This is a genomic window from Lactobacillus taiwanensis (assembly GCF_017894345.1).
Taxonomy (GTDB): domain Bacteria; phylum Bacillota; class Bacilli; order Lactobacillales; family Lactobacillaceae; genus Lactobacillus; species Lactobacillus taiwanensis.
In genome coordinates, this window is the sequence record NZ_CP059276.1 from 1844700 (window position 1) to 1863075 (window position 18376).

19 protein-coding genes, 1 pseudogene and 1 riboswitch are annotated in these 18376 nt (G+C 33.9%); of the genes and pseudogenes, 16 read left to right on the plus strand and 4 right to left on the minus strand.

The genetic code is table 11. The annotated features are described in order from the left end of the window. The first annotated feature begins 42 nt into the window (after window positions 1-42). Window positions 43-1353 carry an NCS2 family permease gene (locus tag H1A07_RS09060; protein WP_210144992.1) on the plus strand — a complete coding sequence of 437 codons (1311 nt, stop codon included), beginning with the start codon at window positions 43-45 and terminating at the stop codon, window positions 1351-1353. Window positions 1354-1723: 370 nt separating this feature from the next. Continuing rightward, window positions 1724-1813: a putative holin-like toxin gene (locus tag H1A07_RS09065; RefSeq protein WP_143464330.1), complete on the plus strand. Its 90-nt coding sequence runs from the start codon at window positions 1724-1726 to the stop codon at window positions 1811-1813. A gap of 168 nt (window positions 1814-1981) precedes the next feature. Here the strand turns inward: H1A07_RS09065 and H1A07_RS09070 are convergent, their stop codons facing one another. Then, on the minus strand, window positions 1982-2689 hold the full coding sequence (locus H1A07_RS09070; RefSeq protein WP_210144993.1) for a MerR family transcriptional regulator: 708 nt from the start codon (window positions 2687-2689) through the stop codon (window positions 1982-1984). 304 nt (window positions 2690-2993) lie between these two features. On the opposite strand from H1A07_RS09070, the gene H1A07_RS09075 reads away from it, so the two are divergent. The 4 genes and pseudogenes from H1A07_RS09075 to H1A07_RS09090 all read left to right on the plus strand — a co-directional run bounded on the left by H1A07_RS09075 (window position 2994) and on the right by H1A07_RS09090 (window position 6956). Then, the gene (locus H1A07_RS09075) at window positions 2994-4304 is read left to right on the plus strand and encodes an NCS2 family permease (RefSeq protein ID WP_210144994.1); all 1311 of its coding nucleotides are present in this window, start codon (window positions 2994-2996) and stop codon (window positions 4302-4304) included. Between the two features lie 94 nt (window positions 4305-4398). Further along, window positions 4399-4496: riboswitch (purine riboswitch) on the plus strand. Window positions 4497-4577: 81 nt separating this feature from the next. Then, window positions 4578-5891: an NCS2 family permease gene (locus H1A07_RS09080; RefSeq protein ID WP_210144995.1), complete on the plus strand. Its 1314-nt coding sequence runs from the start codon at window positions 4578-4580 to the stop codon at window positions 5889-5891. A gap of 107 nt (window positions 5892-5998) precedes the next feature. After that, window positions 5999-6478, plus strand: a pseudogene (locus H1A07_RS10500) (helix-turn-helix domain-containing protein). Window positions 6479-6542: 64 nt separating this feature from the next. Next, window positions 6543-6956: a peptide deformylase gene (locus tag H1A07_RS09090; RefSeq protein WP_210144996.1), complete on the plus strand. Its 414-nt coding sequence runs from the start codon at window positions 6543-6545 to the stop codon at window positions 6954-6956. Window positions 6957-7038: 82 nt separating this feature from the next. Here H1A07_RS09090 and H1A07_RS09095 read toward each other — a convergent pair whose 3' ends face one another. After that, window positions 7039-7584, minus strand: coding sequence for a hypothetical protein (locus H1A07_RS09095; protein ID WP_057718563.1), 546 nt, complete (start codon window positions 7582-7584; stop codon window positions 7039-7041). Between the two features lie 20 nt (window positions 7585-7604). Next, window positions 7605-8162, minus strand: a complete 558-nt coding sequence (locus tag H1A07_RS09100; RefSeq protein WP_210144997.1) for a beta-carotene 15,15'-monooxygenase — start codon at window positions 8160-8162, stop codon at window positions 7605-7607. A 163-nt stretch (window positions 8163-8325) separates the two neighbouring features. Here H1A07_RS09100 and H1A07_RS09105 point away from each other — a divergent pair, with 163 nt between their 5' ends. The 9 genes from H1A07_RS09105 (at window position 8326) to H1A07_RS09145 (ending at window position 16996) form a co-directional block, all read left to right on the plus strand. Further along, window positions 8326-9138, plus strand: a complete 813-nt coding sequence (locus tag H1A07_RS09105) for a helix-turn-helix domain-containing protein (protein ID WP_094499233.1) — start codon at window positions 8326-8328, stop codon at window positions 9136-9138. 158 nt (window positions 9139-9296) lie between these two features. Next, entirely contained in the window at window positions 9297-9596 is a 300-nt protein-coding gene (locus tag H1A07_RS09110) for a hypothetical protein (RefSeq protein ID WP_210144998.1), read from the plus strand. A 206-nt stretch (window positions 9597-9802) separates the two neighbouring features. Next, a complete protein-coding gene (locus H1A07_RS09115; protein WP_210144999.1) occupies window positions 9803-11782 on the plus strand; it encodes a hypothetical protein in 1980 nt (659 codons plus the stop codon). Window positions 11783-11788: 6 nt separating this feature from the next. After that, window positions 11789-12436, plus strand: coding sequence for an ABC transporter ATP-binding protein (locus tag H1A07_RS09120; RefSeq protein WP_210145000.1), 648 nt, complete (start codon window positions 11789-11791; stop codon window positions 12434-12436). A gap of 122 nt (window positions 12437-12558) precedes the next feature. Beyond that, window positions 12559-12993: a CopY/TcrY family copper transport repressor gene (locus H1A07_RS09125; RefSeq protein WP_057718552.1), complete on the plus strand. Its 435-nt coding sequence runs from the start codon at window positions 12559-12561 to the stop codon at window positions 12991-12993. Window positions 12994-13005: 12 nt separating this feature from the next. Further along, window positions 13006-13383, plus strand: a complete 378-nt coding sequence (locus H1A07_RS09130; protein WP_210145001.1) for a cupredoxin domain-containing protein — start codon at window positions 13006-13008, stop codon at window positions 13381-13383. 17 nt (window positions 13384-13400) lie between these two features. Continuing rightward, complete coding sequence (locus H1A07_RS09135) at window positions 13401-13688, plus strand: cupredoxin domain-containing protein (RefSeq protein ID WP_210145002.1); 288 nt, start codon at window positions 13401-13403, stop codon at window positions 13686-13688. Continuing rightward, on the plus strand, window positions 13688-15622 hold the full coding sequence (locus tag H1A07_RS09140; RefSeq protein WP_210145003.1) for a copper-translocating P-type ATPase: 1935 nt from the start codon (window positions 13688-13690) through the stop codon (window positions 15620-15622). Before H1A07_RS09135 ends, H1A07_RS09140 begins: the two co-directional genes overlap by 1 nt. 321 nt (window positions 15623-15943) lie before the next feature. After that, complete coding sequence (locus H1A07_RS09145; protein WP_210145004.1) at window positions 15944-16996, plus strand: YdcF family protein; 1053 nt, start codon at window positions 15944-15946, stop codon at window positions 16994-16996. Between the two features lie 153 nt (window positions 16997-17149). On the opposite strand, the gene H1A07_RS09150 is transcribed toward H1A07_RS09145, so the two are convergent. Beyond that, window positions 17150-17572 (minus strand): Rgg family transcriptional regulator, encoded by a 423-nt coding sequence (locus H1A07_RS09150; RefSeq protein ID WP_244974128.1) that lies wholly within the window; start codon window positions 17570-17572, stop codon window positions 17150-17152. Between the two features lie 33 nt (window positions 17573-17605). On the opposite strand from H1A07_RS09150, the gene H1A07_RS09155 reads away from it, so the two are divergent. Then, window positions 17606-18283 carry a mucin-binding protein gene (locus tag H1A07_RS09155; protein WP_420889513.1) on the plus strand — a complete coding sequence of 226 codons (678 nt, stop codon included), beginning with the start codon at window positions 17606-17608 and terminating at the stop codon, window positions 18281-18283. Window positions 18284-18376 lie beyond the last annotated feature (93 nt).

Here is an 18376-nt window from a genome sequence, read left to right on the forward strand (position 1 = left end):
TTATTTAAAGCTAAAAAACGAACATTATGTCTGGAGGACAAAATGAATTTTATAAAAAACTACTTTCATTTAGAAAAGTTGGGAACTAATATTAGAACTGAATTCATTGCAGGTCTAACTACCTTTATTAGTATGTCTTACATCCTTTTTGTTAATCCAAGTGTTCTTGGTGCTAGTGGCATGAATACGGGAGCTGTTTTCACTGCTACTGCCCTAGCTGCCGCTCTTGGTACAGCAATCATGGGTATTGTAGCTAATTATCCAATTGGTGAAGCACCTGCTTTAGGTATTAACGCCTTCTTTGCTTATACAGTATGTATTGGTATGAAAGTATCCTGGGAAACCGCGTTAGCTAGTGTTTTCGTTGCATCAATTATTTTCATTTTAATTACTTTATTTAAGTTAAGAGAAAAGATTATTGATTCAATTCCTTCAGACTTAAAATTTGCCATTTCATCAGGTATCGGTCTTTTTATTGCCTTCCTCGGTTTACAAAATGGTGGTTTAATTGTTGCTAACAAGTCGACTTTAGTTGGTTTAGGATCACTTCATAATCCACTTGTTTGGATCACGATTTTTGGCTTAATCGTTACTGTAATTTTAATGATCTTAGGCGTTCCAGGTGCAATTTTCATCGGAATGATTGCAGCATCAATTTTCGGTATTTGTACTGGTCAAATTGCTGTACCACATAAGTTTATTTCTTTAGCGCCAAGCCTTGCACCAACCTTTGGACAAGCAATTTTCCACGTTAAGGACATTAATTCACTTCAAATGTGGGTTGTCGTTTTAACCTTCTTACTTGTTACTTTCTTTGATACTGCTGGTACTTTAATTGGTCTTGCTCAACAAGCTGGCTTTATGAAAAACAATAAAATGCCACGTGTTGGTAAAGCACTCGCAGCTGATTCAACTGCTATGATGTTTGGTTCAATCTTCGGTACTTCACCTGTTGGTGCCTTTGTTGAATCAAGTGCTGGTATTGCAGTTGGTGGACGTTCTGGTTTAACTGCTGTCTTTGTTGCTCTCTTCTTCTTAATCTCAATGATCTTTAGTCCACTACTTGGAGTCTTTACTACTCAAGTAACTGCTCCTGCCTTAATCATTGTTGGGGTTTTAATGGCACAAAATACTGCGCACATTCACTGGAACAAGTTAGAAATTGCAGTGCCTGCATTCTTGATCTTACTTGGTATGCCACTTACCTACTCAATTTCTGACGGTTTGGCATTAGGAATGATTACTTACCCAATTTGTATGGTTTCTGCAAAACGTGGTAAAGAAGTTAGCCCAATGATGTGGGTACTATTTGTAGTATTTATTATCTTCTTATGGGTTTTAAATTTTAAGTAGGATAAAATTTACTAATAAAAATACCGATTTATCATCCATCTTGATAATCGGTATTTTTTATTGCTTTCTACTATGTTCGAGTAAAAACTTATATAACGGTATTATCTTAATTTTTACATTAGTATTGCAGCGATGACTTTAGTTTTTATTAAAATTAAAAAAGAGGAATAATTCCATCCCAGCAAAAGTTTCAATATTCAAACTTTGAATACAATCTTTACCAATTTGGTTAATCTTTTTTGACTTGTTCGCCTTCTTTTACAAACCGACTTTCTCTATAATCATTCATGCAGAAAGTTTTATGAGCGGCGGTTATTTTTTCTCCCGGAGGTGAGGCCTATGGTCAATATACTGCAGAAAGGGTTCAACCATGTCGGTTTACGAAAGTATCTCTTTGATACTTTTGTTTGGTACGTTTTTGTTAGGCCTGCTAACTTACATCGACCACCACAAAAAATAAAAACGCCGCTCTACTTATAACTTTGGCGAGTTATAGAGCGCCGTTTTCAATGTTTCTATAATCATCTAGCCACCGCTCTTAAAGCGGGCTGTACAAGGAGATCTTCGGATCTCCTTTTTTCATGTCCAATTATATCATATCGCAATGAGAAATATCGTTTATAATTCTTTATTCTCTGCTAATTTCTAAGCAATACGATTTCTTTCCACATTTTGGACAAGTTAATTTTCTAAACTTAGGTGTATGTGGAGCTAAATTAAAGGCTAAAAATGACGGAATAAAGATATTCCCGCAATTAGGACATACATATTCAACGCGGTCGTAATAGTATTTTGAAAAAAATACAGCTCCTAATAAAGCTATCACTATAGCTATAATCGGACTTAATCGTAATGCATACATTAAGCTAATACCTATCAATTCAATTATTATTAACATAATTAGAAAAATTAATATTTTTCGTCTTACTGTAGTCATTTTGTTTTCTTTTCTCATAATGCTTGTAATGTCAGAAAAATTAGTTAATGCAGCAGATAAAACACCTATTTTTTGTAAATATTCGATTTGTTTTTGCTTTGCAGTCAATTCATTAATTTTTTGTTTATTTTCTTGATATTGCTGCTTTAGAAGTAACTCAAGCGATTGCTTTCCATGCTGATCTTGAACGAGTATTTTTATTTGTTTTAATGAAAAGCCAATATCTTTTAGAAATAAAATTAATTCTATTTGTTTTATTTGCTCTTTTTCATAAAAACGATAACCATTTTCTTCAATATAAGCAGGCTTAACAAGATCTTTTTCATCATAGAATCTCAAAGTCCTAGTACTTATGTCTAACATTTTTGCCACTTCACCAATCGAATATTTTTCTTGCATTACTTTCACCTCCTAGCTTCAAGATAGCAATTGACGCAAAGTTAAAGTCAATATTTAAATTATAAAATATTATATTTCCCAGGTGATAATGTTCGTATCCTGTCAAAAATATGCCATTTTAGTTACTACTGTCTTCCTTTAGATTAGTTTAATCGAATGATTTTGACTATTGTTCTTGAAATAGTTAATATTTTAGATATAATTTTAGTTGAAGATTCGCTTTTAGATGATTAAGGACATAAGTAAATCATTTTAAGACTTCTTTTTCTTTAAAATACGAACATTACCATATCTGGAGGATTACATGAATTCAATTGGTAAATTTTTCCATTTAAATGAAAACCGCACTTCATTTAAAACAGAGTTTTTAGCTGGATTAACTACATTTGTAAGTATGTCTTACATTCTATTTGTTAACCCAGCTGTCTTAGGAGCAAGCGGCATGAATAAAGGTGCTCTTTTTACCGCAACTGCCTTATCCGCTGCTTTCACGTGTATTGTAATGGGACTAGTTGCCAATTACCCTATTGCGTCGGCTCCAACGCTGGGACTTAACGCATTTTTTACCTATACGGTCTGTTTAGGAATGCATGTTAAATGGCAAACTGCCTTAGCTGCTGTTTTTGTTGCTTCGATTCTTTTCATCTTATTAACTGTATTTAAAGTACGTGAGATGATTATCGATGCCATCCCTAGCGACATTAAATATGCGATCTCAGCTGGTATTGGTTTATTTATTGCCTTTATCGGTCTTCAAGGCGGTAAGTTAATTAGTAAAAGTGATTCTACCTTAGTTACTATTGGTGCTTTGAACAATCCACTTGTTTGGATCACAATCTTTGGTTTAGTTGTGACTATTTTCTTAATGATTGCTAAAGTTCCTGGGGCAATCTTTATTGGGATGATCGTAGCTGCTGTCTTTGGGATTACAATTGGTCAAATTCCAATGCCAAAAGCATTCATCTCAGGCGTTCCAAGTCTTTCACCAATTTTTGGTCAAGCTGTTTTCCATATTAGCGATATCAACACCGTTCAAATGTGGATTGTTGTCTTCACTTTCTTGCTTGTTACCTTCTTTGATACGACTGGTACTTTGATTGGACTTGTTCAACAAGCCGGCTTAATGAAAAATAACAAAATGCCACGAGCCGGTGAAGCTTTAGCTGCCGACTCATCCGGTATGTTAGTTGGTTCTGTTCTTGGTACCTCACCAGTTGGTGCCTTTGTTGAATCAAGTGCTGGTATCGCAGTTGGTGGTAGAACTGGTTTGACCGCGGTCTGGGTTGGTATCTTCTTCTTAATCTCAACCATCTTCAGCCCAATCTTAAGTGTCTTTACCACCCAAGTAACTGCTCCTGCTTTAATCATCGTTGGAGTTTTAATGGCTGAAAACTTAGCACACGTACACTGGACTGATCTTGAAATTGCAATTCCATGTTTCTTAATTGCACTCGGTATGCCTCTTACCTACTCAATTTCAGATGGTCTCGGCTGGGGCTTAATTATTTACCCAGTATCAATGCTTGCTGCTAAGAGATTCAAAGAAATCACACCAATGATGTGGATTTTATTCTTTGTCTTCGCCATTTACTTCGTAGTTCTGAATGTGAAATAAACGATTTAAATAAATTAGCAAAAAGGGTTTAGTACCCTTTTTATTTTTCTCTAATTCTTAATTCGATTTGCGTATACGATAAATTTCTGCTAGAATACTTAACAATCAAGTTATCTATATATCGTCGAAATAAGGTCGACAGTATCTACCCTGAGCCATAAATTCAGGACTATAGGTATCAGACGTCATAAATTGCTTTAAAGGACATCTTTTACCCGTGGCTCTCGGGTAAACTGTGTCCCTTTTTCATTTTTATTTTATGTTGGTGAAATGATGCAATTTTTAGACAAAATCTTTCATTTAGAGGATGCTCATACTAATGTCAAACGCGAATTAATTGCAGCCTTAACTACGTTTGTTTCATTGTCATACATCCTTTTTGTTAACCCTAATATTTTAAGTGCAGCTGGTATTAATAAAGGAGCTGCCTTTACTGTTACTGCAATTGCAACAGCAATTGGTTGTTTCTTAATGGGATTTATTGCAAATTATCCTATTGCCTTAGCACCAACACTTGGTAGTGCGGCCTTTTTCTCATATAACGTTGTTATCGGGATGCATATCAATTGGCAAACTGCTCTAGCTAGTGTATTAGTAGCTTCAATTTTATTCATTTTGATTACTGTTTTAAAACTTCGTGAAAAAGTTGTTGATGCAATTCCTCAAGATTTAAAATATGCAATTTCTGCTGGTATTGGCTTGTTCATTGCTTTTATTGGATTGCAAAATGGTAAATTGATCGTCGACAATAAATCATCTCTTGTTGGTCTTGGTTCATTTAACAATCCAGCAGTTTGGATCACCTTATTTGGTTTAATCTTAACAGTCATCTTAATGGCAGCTAAAGTACCGGGCTCAATTTTCATCGGAATGATTGTAACTGCTATTTTCGGAATGGTTATTGGTCAAATTCCAATGCCACATGGTATCGTTTCTGGAGCTCCAAGTATTGCACCTACTTTAGGTCAAGCAGTATTCCACTTAAAAGATATCAATACACCACAACTATTTATGGTTGTTTTAACATTCTTACTTGTTACATTCTTTGATACTGCTGGTACCTTAATTGGTATGACACAACAAGCTGGAATGGTTGATAAAAACGGCAAAATTCCACGGATCGGAAAAGCTTTCTTGTCAGATTCCCTAGCTATGGTTGAAGGGTCTGTTCTAGGTACCGCTCCACTTGGTACCTCTGTTGAATCAAGTGCCGGTATCGCAATGGGCGGTAGAACTGGTTTAACTGCTATTTTCGTTGGTATTCTATTCTTAATCTCAATGATCTTCAGTCCACTTTTAGCAGTAATTCCAACCACTGTAACAGCTCCAGCCTTAATCATTGTTGGAGTGTTGATGGCAGGAAATCTTAAATACATTCATTGGGACAACTTTGAAATTGCCTTCCCCTCCTTCTTAGTAGTAGTTGGTATGCCTTTAACGTACTCAATTTCTGATGGCTTAGCCTTAGGGATGATTGCTTATCCAATTACAATGATTGCTTCTAAGCGCTATAAAGAAGTATCACCAATGATGTATATTTTGTTTGTAATATTCGTTATCTTCTTCTTAATTACTAATATGGGCTAATTAATAATCTTTTTTCAAGCTAGTAACGCTATCTCTTAAGATGCAGGCATTGCTAGCTTGTTTTTTCGACTCAATTTTCATTAAATTAAATTATGAGGTGAGGCAAAATGGAATTCAACGAACGAATAAAATGTCTTAGAAAAGAACTTAACTCAGGAAGAGATGGCCAAGAAACTGAATGTAACTAGACAGGCGATCTCTAACTGAGAAAATAATCGTAACCTTCCAGATTTTGAAATGATTATTTGATTGCAGAAACATTTGATGTTTCCCTCGATGAATTAATTTTAGAAGATAAAAAGATGAATAAAATTGAGCAAATTTTGATTAATGATGGTAAAAGAACACGTGCGGAAAAATTTAATATGGTCACTACTATCATCGAGAATGTATTCATTATTTTAGGAATTATTTTCTTCTTACTTAGTGCTATTTCTGTTTCTTACATTGATCGTAGCGGTGTTTTACACGAAAACTTTTTCTTATTTCCATTAGGCTATCTTTCATTATTTGTAGGGATATTGATCATTATTGCCTGGGTAATAAATTCGATTCGTCTTGCAATTAAAGAAAGAAAAAATAATTAAACTTAAATTTTCTGTAAGTAATATGCGATAATTAGGATAAAAATAACAATGGAGAATTATTTTTATGGCAGTCAAACCTATTGTTCATGATGAACTTTCTTTAAAATTTAAGTCTCTACCAGCAACTAAACAAGATTTAGGAGCAGCTACTGATTTAAAGGACACTTTACTCGCTAATAAGGATAGAGCAGCCGGTCTAGCCGCAAATATGATTGGTGTTCAAAAGCGAATTATTGCTTTATTTGTTGGACCACTCCCAATTGTGATGCTTAACCCAATCATTGTGACCCAAGATGATAAATATTTAGCGTACGAGGGATGTCTTTCTTTAACTGGCGAACGCCCAACTGAAAGATACAAGAACATTACAGTTAAATATCAAAATGAAAATTTAGAAACTCGGCAACAAAATTTCTCTGATTTTACTGCTGAAGTAATTCAACATGAGGTTGATCATTGTAATGGAATTTTGATTTAATTAAAAAATTTTTACGTATAGTATTTTTCACAAAAAGGTAGGGTACTCGACCTGAAAATCGAATACTCTACCTTTTTTTATTTTAGAATTGTCGATTCGTTGGACCACGTTCGATTTTAATTCTAACTATCAAATGGACTAAATTATATAGCAAAGTTAATGCTAATAAAATTATCCAAAACGCAATAAACGCATAAATAATTAGTAAAATAGCTGGAAAAACGCCTAAAAAAGTTGCTACTAAACTATCAGCTAACTTCAGATTCTTATTAAGAATTTCCTCTCTAACTAATTGATAGAACTTAAATCCTAAATAGCCTGAGCCCGCAATTCCAAATAGTCTTAGTAAAAGATCAACGTTTACAAAAGCAAAAATCATACTAAATACAATGTAAAAAATATCAATTACAACCATAAAAATTCGCACTATTTTCGTAATCACATGGTCTTCTTCTAATTTTTGTTCCATATCAATAAGATAATAAATAATTCCACATACGCCCACTAATCGATACAACCAACTTAAATTTTTTAAGGCTAAAAAGATTATGATTATACTCAGAATGATCCCAATCACACCGATCATATGGTTTAATTTTCTATTTTTAATAATTAAGTCTGGGCGCATCTAATCATTCCTTTCTTTTCCTATAGTTTTCGGTTAGTTCCGTCATGTTCAACCTTAATTCTGACAATTAGGTGAATCAGATTATAGGCTAAAGCAAAAATCAAAAGGAAGAGCCAAAGAATGTCTTTAGGAGTAAGTAATATAAGCAAGATTGCAGCTCCAAGCCCGAGACAAATTGCGACTATACTTTCCCCAAATTTCATTTTTTTATTCTTCAAATCTTTACGAAATACCGTATTTGTCTTAAAGCCTAAATATCCTGCACTTATAATGCCAAAAGCTAGTAATAAATAATTTAAATTAATGAAAGCAAAAACAATACTAGTCAGCTCATAAATTATTCCAAGGATAATAAAAATAATCTTCTGCGTCCTATTAATTACCTTACTCTCTTCAAGCATCTGCTCCACATCAATCCAGTAGTAGAGAATAACTGCTACAACAATGAAAGTAAGTAGCCAACCAATATTTTTCAATGTGAAGAAAACCATCATCAAAGCAATCAACAAGCTGATAATGCCAAAATACTTATCTTGCTTTTTTCTTTTTGCTAGTTCAATCCATCTTTTATCGTCCATCTACTCACCTTCCTTTTTATCTGATTAATTTAGAAACAAATACACAGATTACCACAATTTTTTAGATTATTTTATCTAAAATAATATCATCTTAGAAAATATTTGCAATATTTTATTAATAATGTTTTAATCTAAAAATAAATTTTATTTTGGAGAATGAACGATGACAATTGGCGAAGCTTTAAAAGATGAACGTTTAAAACTAAATTTAACTCAAAAAGAAATGGCAGCAAATATCATGTCTCGATCTCAATATGGTAAAGTTGAGAAAGATTTACATGATATTTCTGCCTCGGTTTTACTCAAGCTCCTTGAATTTCACCATATCTCTCCTGACTTCTTTTTTAAGCAAGTATTATCACCACAAACAGGAAAAGATTCTGAAACACAGCTACTACATGAATTAAAGACTGCATTTTTTGAACAAAATACAAATGAATTAAACTATTTATTTGGTAAATCTGAAAAAATGTCTTTATCAAAATTCACGATTTACCAAATAATTCTTTTAAAAGCTATGCTAACTCAAAATGTAAAAGATGTTCCTAGTGAAGTAAAAAATTATATTCAATTTCAACTTTTCAAAAATGAAAATTGGTCAAACGATTTAATGATGCTTTCCTTCTTTGGAAGCGCAACAATGTTTCTTTCTCCAGAAAATTTAGATATTCATATGACAAGTGTCATCAAAAAATATTCAAATATTAGTACTTTCTCTCTAAAAGTTCAAAAACTTATTTCATCTGTCACTCTTAATTATCTTTATTACACACATTCTTCCCCTAACAAAAAAATTTGGTATCAATGCTTTACCCTACTTGATAATCTCTCTATTGACCCCTCTTTAAGCCATTACAGAATAATCAATTTATACTTCAAAGCTTTTCTAAAGAAAGATTTTATTAAACTACAGGCTATTAAATCTCTCTTGGAAGAATGCGGAGATACTCGAATTAGTTCTTTATTGCCCAAATAAGAATGCTCAAATACGAGCATTCTTATTTTTTTATAATATAGTCCGTATAATTTTAGTTATCTCATCAGAATCAGAAAAGGAAAGGAGATATTCTATGTATCCTACTATCCCAAATTTTTAACAAGTAATTAAATTGTATATTTTTGGAGGAAAGAAAAATGAAAAAACAATCTTTAAAAAAATGGGCGGTTTTAGGTCTTGTTACTCTTGGACTAACCACATCCGGAACAGCTTTTGCGGCATCTCAAACAGTCTACTATAGGGGAACGCCTGTATACTGGGAACATGGTAGAACAGCAGGAGTTTGGTCTTATTCAAAAGTTCAAAGCCATATTTATCAACATTGTACAACTGCAAACGGAGTTTGGTCTGGATGGAAAGGCAGGGGTACTTTAGCAGTAGCTAATACTTGGATCGTCCCTCGTACTCACGCAACTGCTTATTGGAACTGTCGCTAATGAATAAGCGCACGTTAACAAAGCGTACCTCTCTTGTCGGGTACGCTTTACTTATATTACAAACTTTTCTTATTTTTCTATGGCTCCTTTTAGGCTTACGCGATCAATACATTTCTACCTGGACCAATTATTTAAACGACCAGTCCCCCTATACTCTTTATCTTAATAACATTCCACCGACAAAGAAAGATGAGATTCTAGCTTATTTGAATCAAGTTTCTCACCAGAAGAACTTTCTCTTAGTTCGTAAAGAAAATAATGACGACCTATTTAATATTGGTGTTATGGGAACTCCTAAAACCATCGATGTCCAACTTAGTTTTGGAGGCCAATCCCTATTAGACAAGTCTAAGATTAACAAAGTTCTCCAGTCTTCTAATCCTAACGCTAGTATTGGTCAAGCTAATGGAACCATTAATCAACTTGCTCCAATTTCAAGCTTTTGGTTTTCTCCACTAATTACTGTTTCAAAATTAGAAAGCCTAGTAAAAAATGAAGATACCCTTCGTGGAAACTATCAACTTGTTGGCGTAAACGATAAACAGACCTATGATAATATTATTAATCAGCTTCATAAAATAACTGACATCGAAAAAAGCGACTTCACATTTATTCAAAGCGGGAGTGCTAGCAATGGTGACTTGCTTAAAGATAGCATTATTTTAGGAATTATCTTAACTTCTTGTGGACTTTTAGCTTTTTTCCTAATAGTTTTTTTAAACAATCTCAAAGAATATGGAAATCTTATCTTATTAGGTTGGTCGAAAAAAGATATCTTGTTTAAAATCTTTAAACCATATTTAGTTATCCTGAGTTTGACTGCACTTTTTCTTTGTGTATTTTCAACAATTTTTAATCTACGTTTTCCTCTTAGCTTCATTACTTTAGGAATTAAGACAGGAATTGTTACGTCATTTATTTTTAGTCTTACTTTTTTCTGTGCTGCAAGCTTAGTTATTATTTCAAAAAATATTGCTCTGATTAAGGGATATTATCCTAAAAAATTAATTTATTCTTTCTTTTTTGGATTTTATTTGTTACTAACGAGCGTTGTTATTGGTACCTGTCTTTACATTGACCAGCCTGTAAAATCAATTTCAGAAACTGCAACTCAAGCTCATCAATGGCATACAGTTTCTAAAATGGAAGTTCTCGCTTCAATGGATAGTGGTAATGATAGTGTACGTTCTTACGCCGACACCTCCTCTAAGATCAATCGCGATTTCTATGACCTTTACCGGCATTATGCTAATAAAGATGGAGTTTATTTCGTGAACTCTTTTTATGCTTCTAAAACTTATATTGAACAAATAACAGATGGCTATAAGGAAATGCCCTCTCATCCCTTCACTATCTTAACTGCCTCTCCCAACTACCTAAAAACGATTAACTTTACTCTCTCCAATCAAGCATTAAAAGCTACTCAAAATGGAATTCGTGTAATTTACTTACCTAATAACATTTCCGGAGCTGAGAAAAGAAAAATTATCTCTTATATAAAAGAAAGTATGCAAGAAGGCATTCGATCTTCAGATATTTCAACTAAATTTACTCGATCTCGTAAATTCAAATTTATAACCTATTATCCTCAAAAATCTATCTTTCTTTGGAACAATACTCCGCAAGAACCAACGGTAAGCAGCTCTCCAATTATCTATGTTGCCAGCCCAGAAAACTTTTCTTTTGTAGAAATAGGTAACTTATTTGCATCGGGATTAGGAGGTTCGTTTAAATTTAAAAATTCTGCAGTGCGTAAACAAGTTCTTTCTCCAGATAATTTATCTAAATATCACTTAGCAGACAATAAATTAAACTTTGCGACTGTCCAGCAGTACATAGATGGGGTTCAAAAATCACTCTGGCAAACTCTAGCTATGTTCGGTTTGGTGATTATATTATTGATTATTCTCTTAATCTTACTTGTAGGTGTCTTAGCCTTTACTTACAAAAAGCTTAACTATGAGACTCTACTGATTAAACAGTTTTTAGGTTTCTCATTCAGACAGCTTTACACTCTACCACTCATTATCATTAGCACAATTAATGGAGGAGCTTTACTCATTATCTTAATTAGCCACAGTAAGATTGGAGTTCTAATAGAAATTTTAAATTTAATTTTACAGCTTTTAATTTTTTATTTAGCATTAAAAACTCACTTTGCTCAAAAAATGATAGAAAGGAATTAGACTAATATGATCGATGTAATCAAAGTTCAAAATCTTACCAAAAATTTTGGAAAAAGAATTATCATTGATAATTTAAATATGAGAATCAAGCAACAAGAATTCGTCGCAATTGTAGGTCCATCAGGATGTGGCAAATCCACCCTGCTCAACATTTTAGGTTTACTAGAAGATTGGAGCGATGGAACAGTCGAATTATTCGGACAGCCTCTTCCTTCACTCAACAGTAAACGAGCAATCATGTTAAGACGTAATACGATTAACTATCTCTTTCAAAGTTTTGCCCTAATTTCTAATAAAACAGTCAAAGAAAATCTTTATTTGGCTACTTACTTTAAAAAAATAGATAATAATAGGCGTGATAAATTAATTGATCAAATCCTTACTGAGCTAGACATATTCCATACTAAAGATGAACAAGTTTCTATTCTTTCTGGTGGAGAACAGCAGCGTGTCGCCCTTGCTCGAACTATTTTAAAGCCTGGGGATCTCGTTTTAGCAGATGAACCAACTGGAGCTTTAGACGATCAGCATGCTAGAGAAGCCTTAAATTACATTATTCAGCTACGTGACAAATATCAAAAAACGGTAATCATGGTTACCCATAATTTAGAGCAGGCTCAGCAGGCTGATCGAATAATTTACTTAAATAAATAAAATATTTCTATTTGAATAAGAACTATTTTTACAAAAATAGCTCTTATTTTTTAATCATTTTATGTTGACAAACGTAAACTAAAAGTTATATGATTACATTTGTAAACGAAGGGAAAGTAATAATGAACGAAAAAAATTTATCTTCCATTTCAGACAGTGAATGGGAAGTAATGCGTATTGTCTGGACATTAGGTGAAACTCATACAAAGCAAATCCTAAAAGAACTTCGGGCGAAAAAAGATTGGTCAGATTCTACTATCAAAACTTTAATTAGACGTCTCGTTCAAAAAGGCTGGTTAACTGCTAAGCACGAAGGACGACGTTATACCTACACTGCTACTGTTAGTCAGACAGACATGATGTACAACGAAGCTAAAACCTTATTAAACCGAATGTGTGACATGCATAAGGGCGAAGTGATCCTAAAACTTTTAAAGGACTCACCCATTTCTAAAGGCGATTTAATGAAGATGCAAGAAGAAATTAGTCAAAAAGAAAAAACAGCCCCCAACATGGTCCCATGTAACTGTTTAAAAAACGGCTCTACCATTTGTTAGGAGGTCTTAAAAATGAATATTAGTCAAATTCTTGTCTTAATTATTGGAATAATTTTAATTGGCTTTATTGTTTGGTGGTTCTTTGGCAAACATAAAGAAGCTACGGGAAGCGGAACTATTGTTAATGATGAACAAACTGCAACAATTGTAGTTAACGGTGGATACTCTCCCTCAACTGTAGTTTTGAAGAAAGGGATACCTGCTCAAGTCAACTTTGATATGCGCGATTCTACTGCCTGCTTATCACACGTTGTCTTTGAACAATTGGGCGTTAATAAAGATCTAACTAAACAAAAAATCACTACAGTTAATATTCCAACCGACAAGACTGGTACTTATAACTTTGCCTGCGGAATGGACATGTTTCATGGAAAAGTAATTGTTAAATAAAGAAAGGAACTACTAAAATGAGTATTTTTTCAAAAAAACAAACTAAAAAAGTCGTCGTCAATGCAGAAAATCATGGCTATAAACCGAATACTATTACTTTTAAACAAGGTAAACCAGCTCAATTAAAATTTATTCCTTCTGACAATATGGGCTGTATGAACGAAGTAGTTTTTAAAGACTTGGATATAGATGATAAACTTGATGGCAAAAAAGACGTTATTGTCAATATCCCGACCGACAAGCCGGCTACTTATAATTGGAGTTGCGGAATGGACATGTTTCATGGGAAGGTTGTTGTTAAATAATGAAATTATCAAATATTAAGCGATTTTGGATATCGTTTATCCTCTCTATCCCCATGCTTATTCAAATGTTCGCAATGCCTTTCCATTGGATGATGCCGGGATATAACTGGATTGCTCTTATTACGACTACAATCATTATGGCGATTTCTGCCCTTCCTTATTGGAAAAGTGCAATTGCTGCTTTTAAAAAGCATAGCGCTAATATGAATACCTTAGTCGCTACCGGTACAGCAGTTGCTTACTTCTACAGTATCTTTGCCATGATCACTAACCGCCCAGTTTACTTTGAAAGTGCAGCATTTGTTACGGTCTTCGTCTTATTAGGCGACGCTATGGAAGAAAAGATGCACGATAACGCATCAAATGCCTTAGGTAAATTAATGGGTTTACAAGCAAAAGATGCAGAAGTTCAAAGAGATGGTAAATTTGTAAAAATTCCATTGGATCAAGTTCAAGTTGGTGACATTATTCGCGTTAAGCCAGGTGAAAAAATTCCAGTTGATGGTGAAATTCTAGAAGGGGTTACTACACTTGATGAATCAATGGTTACTGGTGAAAGTATGCCAGTTGTCAAAAAAGTTGGTGACACCGTTGTAGGATCAACTATTAATAGTAATGGCACAATTACTTTCAAAGCTACTAAAGTTGGTTCTGACACCATGCTTGCTCAAATAGTTGACTTAGTTAAAAAAGCTCAAACTAGTCATGCCCCAATTCAAAACTTAACAGATAAAATTTCTAATATTTTTGTCCCTGCTGTTATGATTATTGCCATTTTAACTTTTATCATTTGGTATTCATTCCTTGGAGCAACCGCTGTTAAAGCAATGCTTTTTGCAGTTAGTGTGATCGTTATTGCCTGCCCATGTGCTTTAGGACTTGCTACTCCAACCGCTTTAATGGTTGGTACTGCTCGTAGCGCTAAAATGGGAGTTTTGATCAAGAATGGCGAGGTTCTTCAAGAAGTTAGTGATTTAAATACTGTTGTCTTTGATAAAACAGGTACTATCACGGTTGGTAAACCTGAAGTTACTGATATTGTCGGTGACGAAAAACAAGTTTTAACTATTGCTGCAAGTCTTGAGGAATCCTCTGAACACCCTCTTGCTACAGCGATAGTTAAAAAAGCAGATTCTGAAAAATTGCAAATCGAAAAAGTTAGCGACTTTGAAGCAATCGAAGGTAAAGGCGTTAAGGCTAATTATCATGATCAAACAGCTTTTGTAGGAAGTAATCGCTTATTAGCTGATGTCAATATTTCCCCGGAAATGAATACAAAAGCTACAAAATTACAAGAAGAAGCTAAAACTGTTGTTTATGTCGGCCTAAACCGTGAAATCATTGGCTTAATTGCTATTCAAGATGTTCCTAAGCCAAGCTCTAAAGAAGCTATCAGCGAACTTAAGAAACGTGGATTAAAGACAGTAATGCTTACAGGCGATAATGAAAAAGTTGCTCAAGCAATTGCTAATGAAGTTGGAATTGACCAAGTTATTGCTGGTGTTTTACCAAACGAAAAAGCTGAGCATATTCAAGAACTTCAACAACATGGCGACAAGGTAGCCTTTGTTGGGGATGGTATCAATGATGCCCCTGCTCTTTCAACAGCTGATGTTGGAATTGCCATGGGCTCTGGTACTGATATTGCTATTGACTCTGGCGGTATTGTCTTAGTTCAAAACGACTTACGTGGCGTAGTTCGCGCACTTGATATTTCTAAGAAGACATTTAACAGAATTAAGTTGAATCTCTTCTGGGCTTTAATTTACAATACAATTGGTATTCCAATTGCAGCTGGATTATTCGCTAGTTTGGGCTTTACTCTAAGCCCTGAGCTAGCAGGTTTAGCTATGGCATTTTCATCTGTTTCAGTTGTTGGTAGTTCATTAATGCTTAATAAAACAAAAATTGCTGGTGATACAGCAAAGGCATAGTCACTTGACTATGCCTTTTTAGAATTAACTATCATTTTATAATTCTTAATCACCGAAATATTGTATTTCTTCTCCAAAACTTGTTTCCATTTATATTTTTAGATTATTCTATTTATTACCTAGTACATAATTTATCCATTTTATACCCCACACTATGCACTCATGGGGTACAAAATAGATTTTTTATTCAGAATATATTTTCCTCATAAAGAAATTATTTGCACAAAGTCATATGAATTTACCTTATAAAGCAAATTGCATTGAAATATTGTTAAAATTTACTTTATAGAGAAAATATACTCGACTAAAAGGGGGAATTCTATGTTTGAGATTTTTTATTGGTCTCTAGGACTATTCCTAGCAAGTTTAGAAATATTTATTTTTGTTTTAACTCACGAAAGACGGTCAATGTGGGCTGGATTCACTTTGACTACCACTTTGATGTTTTTAGGATTTTTAGCTATTGATACGATTATTATTATCGATACCAAATTTCCCGGTCATCATCAAATAATCTCGCAAATCTTACTCTTACTCGCTGTCGGCATTGCATTATTAATCTTTTTATTCGTGATTTTACTCATTTTAATGTTTGTCTATAATGGCATTAAAATATTATTCAAAGAAGGAACTAAATGGACTAACTTTCTCTCTTTAGGGATGGGAGTAGCAATACTATTTTTAATTTTTGGTTTTCCCTTGCTTGGTCGCTTTAATACACAGCCATGGTTTCGTTTCATTTATCTATTTTTGTCACTCAGCATCTTCTATCTAATCTTTATTATGGTGATGTACACTTTAACGTCTTGGCTTAACTTAATTAATATTCGACAAAAACCATTAAACTACGTTGTAGTGCTCGGTGCGGGATTAATTGGTAAAAAAGTTACACCACTTTTAGCCAGTCGCATTAACCGCGGAATTGAAATTTATAAGCGGAATCCTGGCTCAAAAATTATCATGTCTGGCGGACAAGGTCCCGACGAAGAAATTCCTGAATCTCATGCAATGGCAGCTTATGCTGAGGAGCATGGCGTTCCTAAATCTGGCATCATCATTGAAGATAAATCCAAAACAACTAACGAAAATCTCAAGTTTTCCCACAAGTTAATGAAACCCGACTCACGCTTTTGCCTAGTCACCAACTCTTATCATGTTTATCGTGCGCTTGTTTTAGCAAAACGCCAAGGACTGCAATGCATCGGTTATGGCGCAAAAACCAAATGGTACTTCACCTTGAATGCATTCATTCGCGAATTTATCGCCTATCTTGTGATAACTAAGAAATTGCAGGCAACTATGATTGGTCTTATCGGCTTGATGACCTTGCTGCTAGCAGGAATGTATTACTTATCGAGCATTTTAGGATTATAATTTTATTTACAAAAGTGTCTGAGAAAAAAATCAGAAATTAAGAAATCCTACTAAATCTTGGTATTGATAAACCTTGATTTAATAGGATTTTTCTTTTGAATAAAAGTCCAAAATTAATTAAAAGTAGACTTTTTTCCCGAACACCTTTTTTGTCTATTTCTCTTTATATTTATTAAAAAATTTTGTCATTTCTTTACCAAAAGTAGGCATCCCGCCCCATTCAAAACTTTCTAAAATCAATTCACACTTTTTTAAATGCATCTCTTTTTTATCACTGTGATAAGCAATCAGTTCTTCGTAAAAAGTGAGCATTTCCCGATAAAGAAAAAATTCAGGAAGTACATTAAGTTGCTTACCTAAATCAATAAGTCCTTTTGCTTCCCTATCCTTCTTTTCTTCAATTCCTTGTTGTAACACATTTAACAAAATCGCAAATAATATTTCATCTTGTCTTTCAACTTTTTTCTTTTCTAAAGCTTTAACAATCTGTTTAATTATTTGCCGATTACTATCAAAATCATACAAATCCACGAAATTCGCATAGACTGATAATTTATGGGTATCATATTCTGGCATTAAAAATATCTTTTCTTTTAGCTTATTTCTTAAATTGCTGATAACTTAACTGGTGACCACACATTTGGTAAGATCAATACTCCTGTCATTAAGGGCTACACTACAACTGAAACTACTGCTGGTGGGGCAACAGTAACGAAGAACAAGCCGAACGCTGTAATTACTGTGACCTACACACCAAACGGTCACATTATTCCGGTTGGTCCTGATGGCAAGCCAATTCCTGATGCTCCACAGCCACAATTCCCAACCAATCCTGATAACCCTAATGAAACTACTTCTGGTCAAGTCCCTGACGTTCCTGGTTATCACCCTGAAACTGGAAAGCCAGGCGAACCAGTAAATCCTGTTCCAGGCAAACTTGGTGAAGATGTTCCTGTGAAATATGTTCCAGATGTAGTTCCAAATAAACCTACTGGTCCAGTTACTCCTAAACCTGTTCCAGAACAACCAGCTTCCAATTCTAAAGCTGAAATACCTACTACTCCAAATAAACGTGTACCTTCTACAGTTTCATTCAAGCCAGTTAAAGAGCAAAGCAGTGTGAATACTAAAAAAGCTACAACAATTAAAGCTAATTCTTCACAAAAGGCTGCAACTCTTCCACAAACCGGACGAAAAGAAAATCAAGATCAACTAATTGGATTAGCACTGGCAGGATTAGGGATACTTCTAGGATTAGTTGGCGATAGAAAAAAGAAGAATAGCTAATTATTCAAATCCACAAAAAATGCGCTAAGATTCAATATCTTAACGCATTTTTCTTATATTAAGGAAAAGAATTTTAATTCATCAAAATGTATT

Excerpts from the sequence above, each read along its gene's own strand:
- H1A07_RS09060 (WP_210144992.1), top strand. The coding sequence starts at position 43 with ATGAATTTTATAAAAAACTACTTTCATTTAGAAAAGTTGGGAACTAAT.
- H1A07_RS09065 (WP_143464330.1), top strand. The coding sequence starts at position 1,724 with ATGTCGGTTTACGAAAGTATCTCTTTGATACTTTTGTTTGGTACGTTT.
- H1A07_RS09070 (WP_210144993.1), bottom strand. The coding sequence starts at position 2,689 with ATGCAAGAAAAATATTCGATTGGTGAAGTGGCAAAAATGTTAGACATA.
- H1A07_RS09075 (WP_210144994.1), top strand. The coding sequence starts at position 2,994 with ATGAATTCAATTGGTAAATTTTTCCATTTAAATGAAAACCGCACTTCA.
- H1A07_RS09080 (WP_210144995.1), top strand. The coding sequence starts at position 4,578 with ATGCAATTTTTAGACAAAATCTTTCATTTAGAGGATGCTCATACTAAT.
- H1A07_RS09090 (WP_210144996.1), top strand. The coding sequence starts at position 6,543 with ATGGCAGTCAAACCTATTGTTCATGATGAACTTTCTTTAAAATTTAAG.
- H1A07_RS09095 (WP_057718563.1), bottom strand. The coding sequence starts at position 7,584 with ATGCGCCCAGACTTAATTATTAAAAATAGAAAATTAAACCATATGATC.
- H1A07_RS09100 (WP_210144997.1), bottom strand. The coding sequence starts at position 8,162 with ATGGACGATAAAAGATGGATTGAACTAGCAAAAAGAAAAAAGCAAGAT.
- H1A07_RS09105 (WP_094499233.1), top strand. The coding sequence starts at position 8,326 with ATGACAATTGGCGAAGCTTTAAAAGATGAACGTTTAAAACTAAATTTA.
- H1A07_RS09110 (WP_210144998.1), top strand. The coding sequence starts at position 9,297 with ATGAAAAAACAATCTTTAAAAAAATGGGCGGTTTTAGGTCTTGTTACT.
- H1A07_RS09120 (WP_210145000.1), top strand. The coding sequence starts at position 11,789 with ATGATCGATGTAATCAAAGTTCAAAATCTTACCAAAAATTTTGGAAAA.
- H1A07_RS09125 (WP_057718552.1), top strand. The coding sequence starts at position 12,559 with ATGAACGAAAAAAATTTATCTTCCATTTCAGACAGTGAATGGGAAGTA.
- H1A07_RS09130 (WP_210145001.1), top strand. The coding sequence starts at position 13,006 with ATGAATATTAGTCAAATTCTTGTCTTAATTATTGGAATAATTTTAATT.
- H1A07_RS09135 (WP_210145002.1), top strand. The coding sequence starts at position 13,401 with ATGAGTATTTTTTCAAAAAAACAAACTAAAAAAGTCGTCGTCAATGCA.
- H1A07_RS09140 (WP_210145003.1), top strand. The coding sequence starts at position 13,688 with ATGAAATTATCAAATATTAAGCGATTTTGGATATCGTTTATCCTCTCT.
- H1A07_RS09145 (WP_210145004.1), top strand. The coding sequence starts at position 15,944 with ATGTTTGAGATTTTTTATTGGTCTCTAGGACTATTCCTAGCAAGTTTA.
- H1A07_RS09150 (WP_244974128.1), bottom strand. The coding sequence starts at position 17,572 with ATGCCAGAATATGATACCCATAAATTATCAGTCTATGCGAATTTCGTG.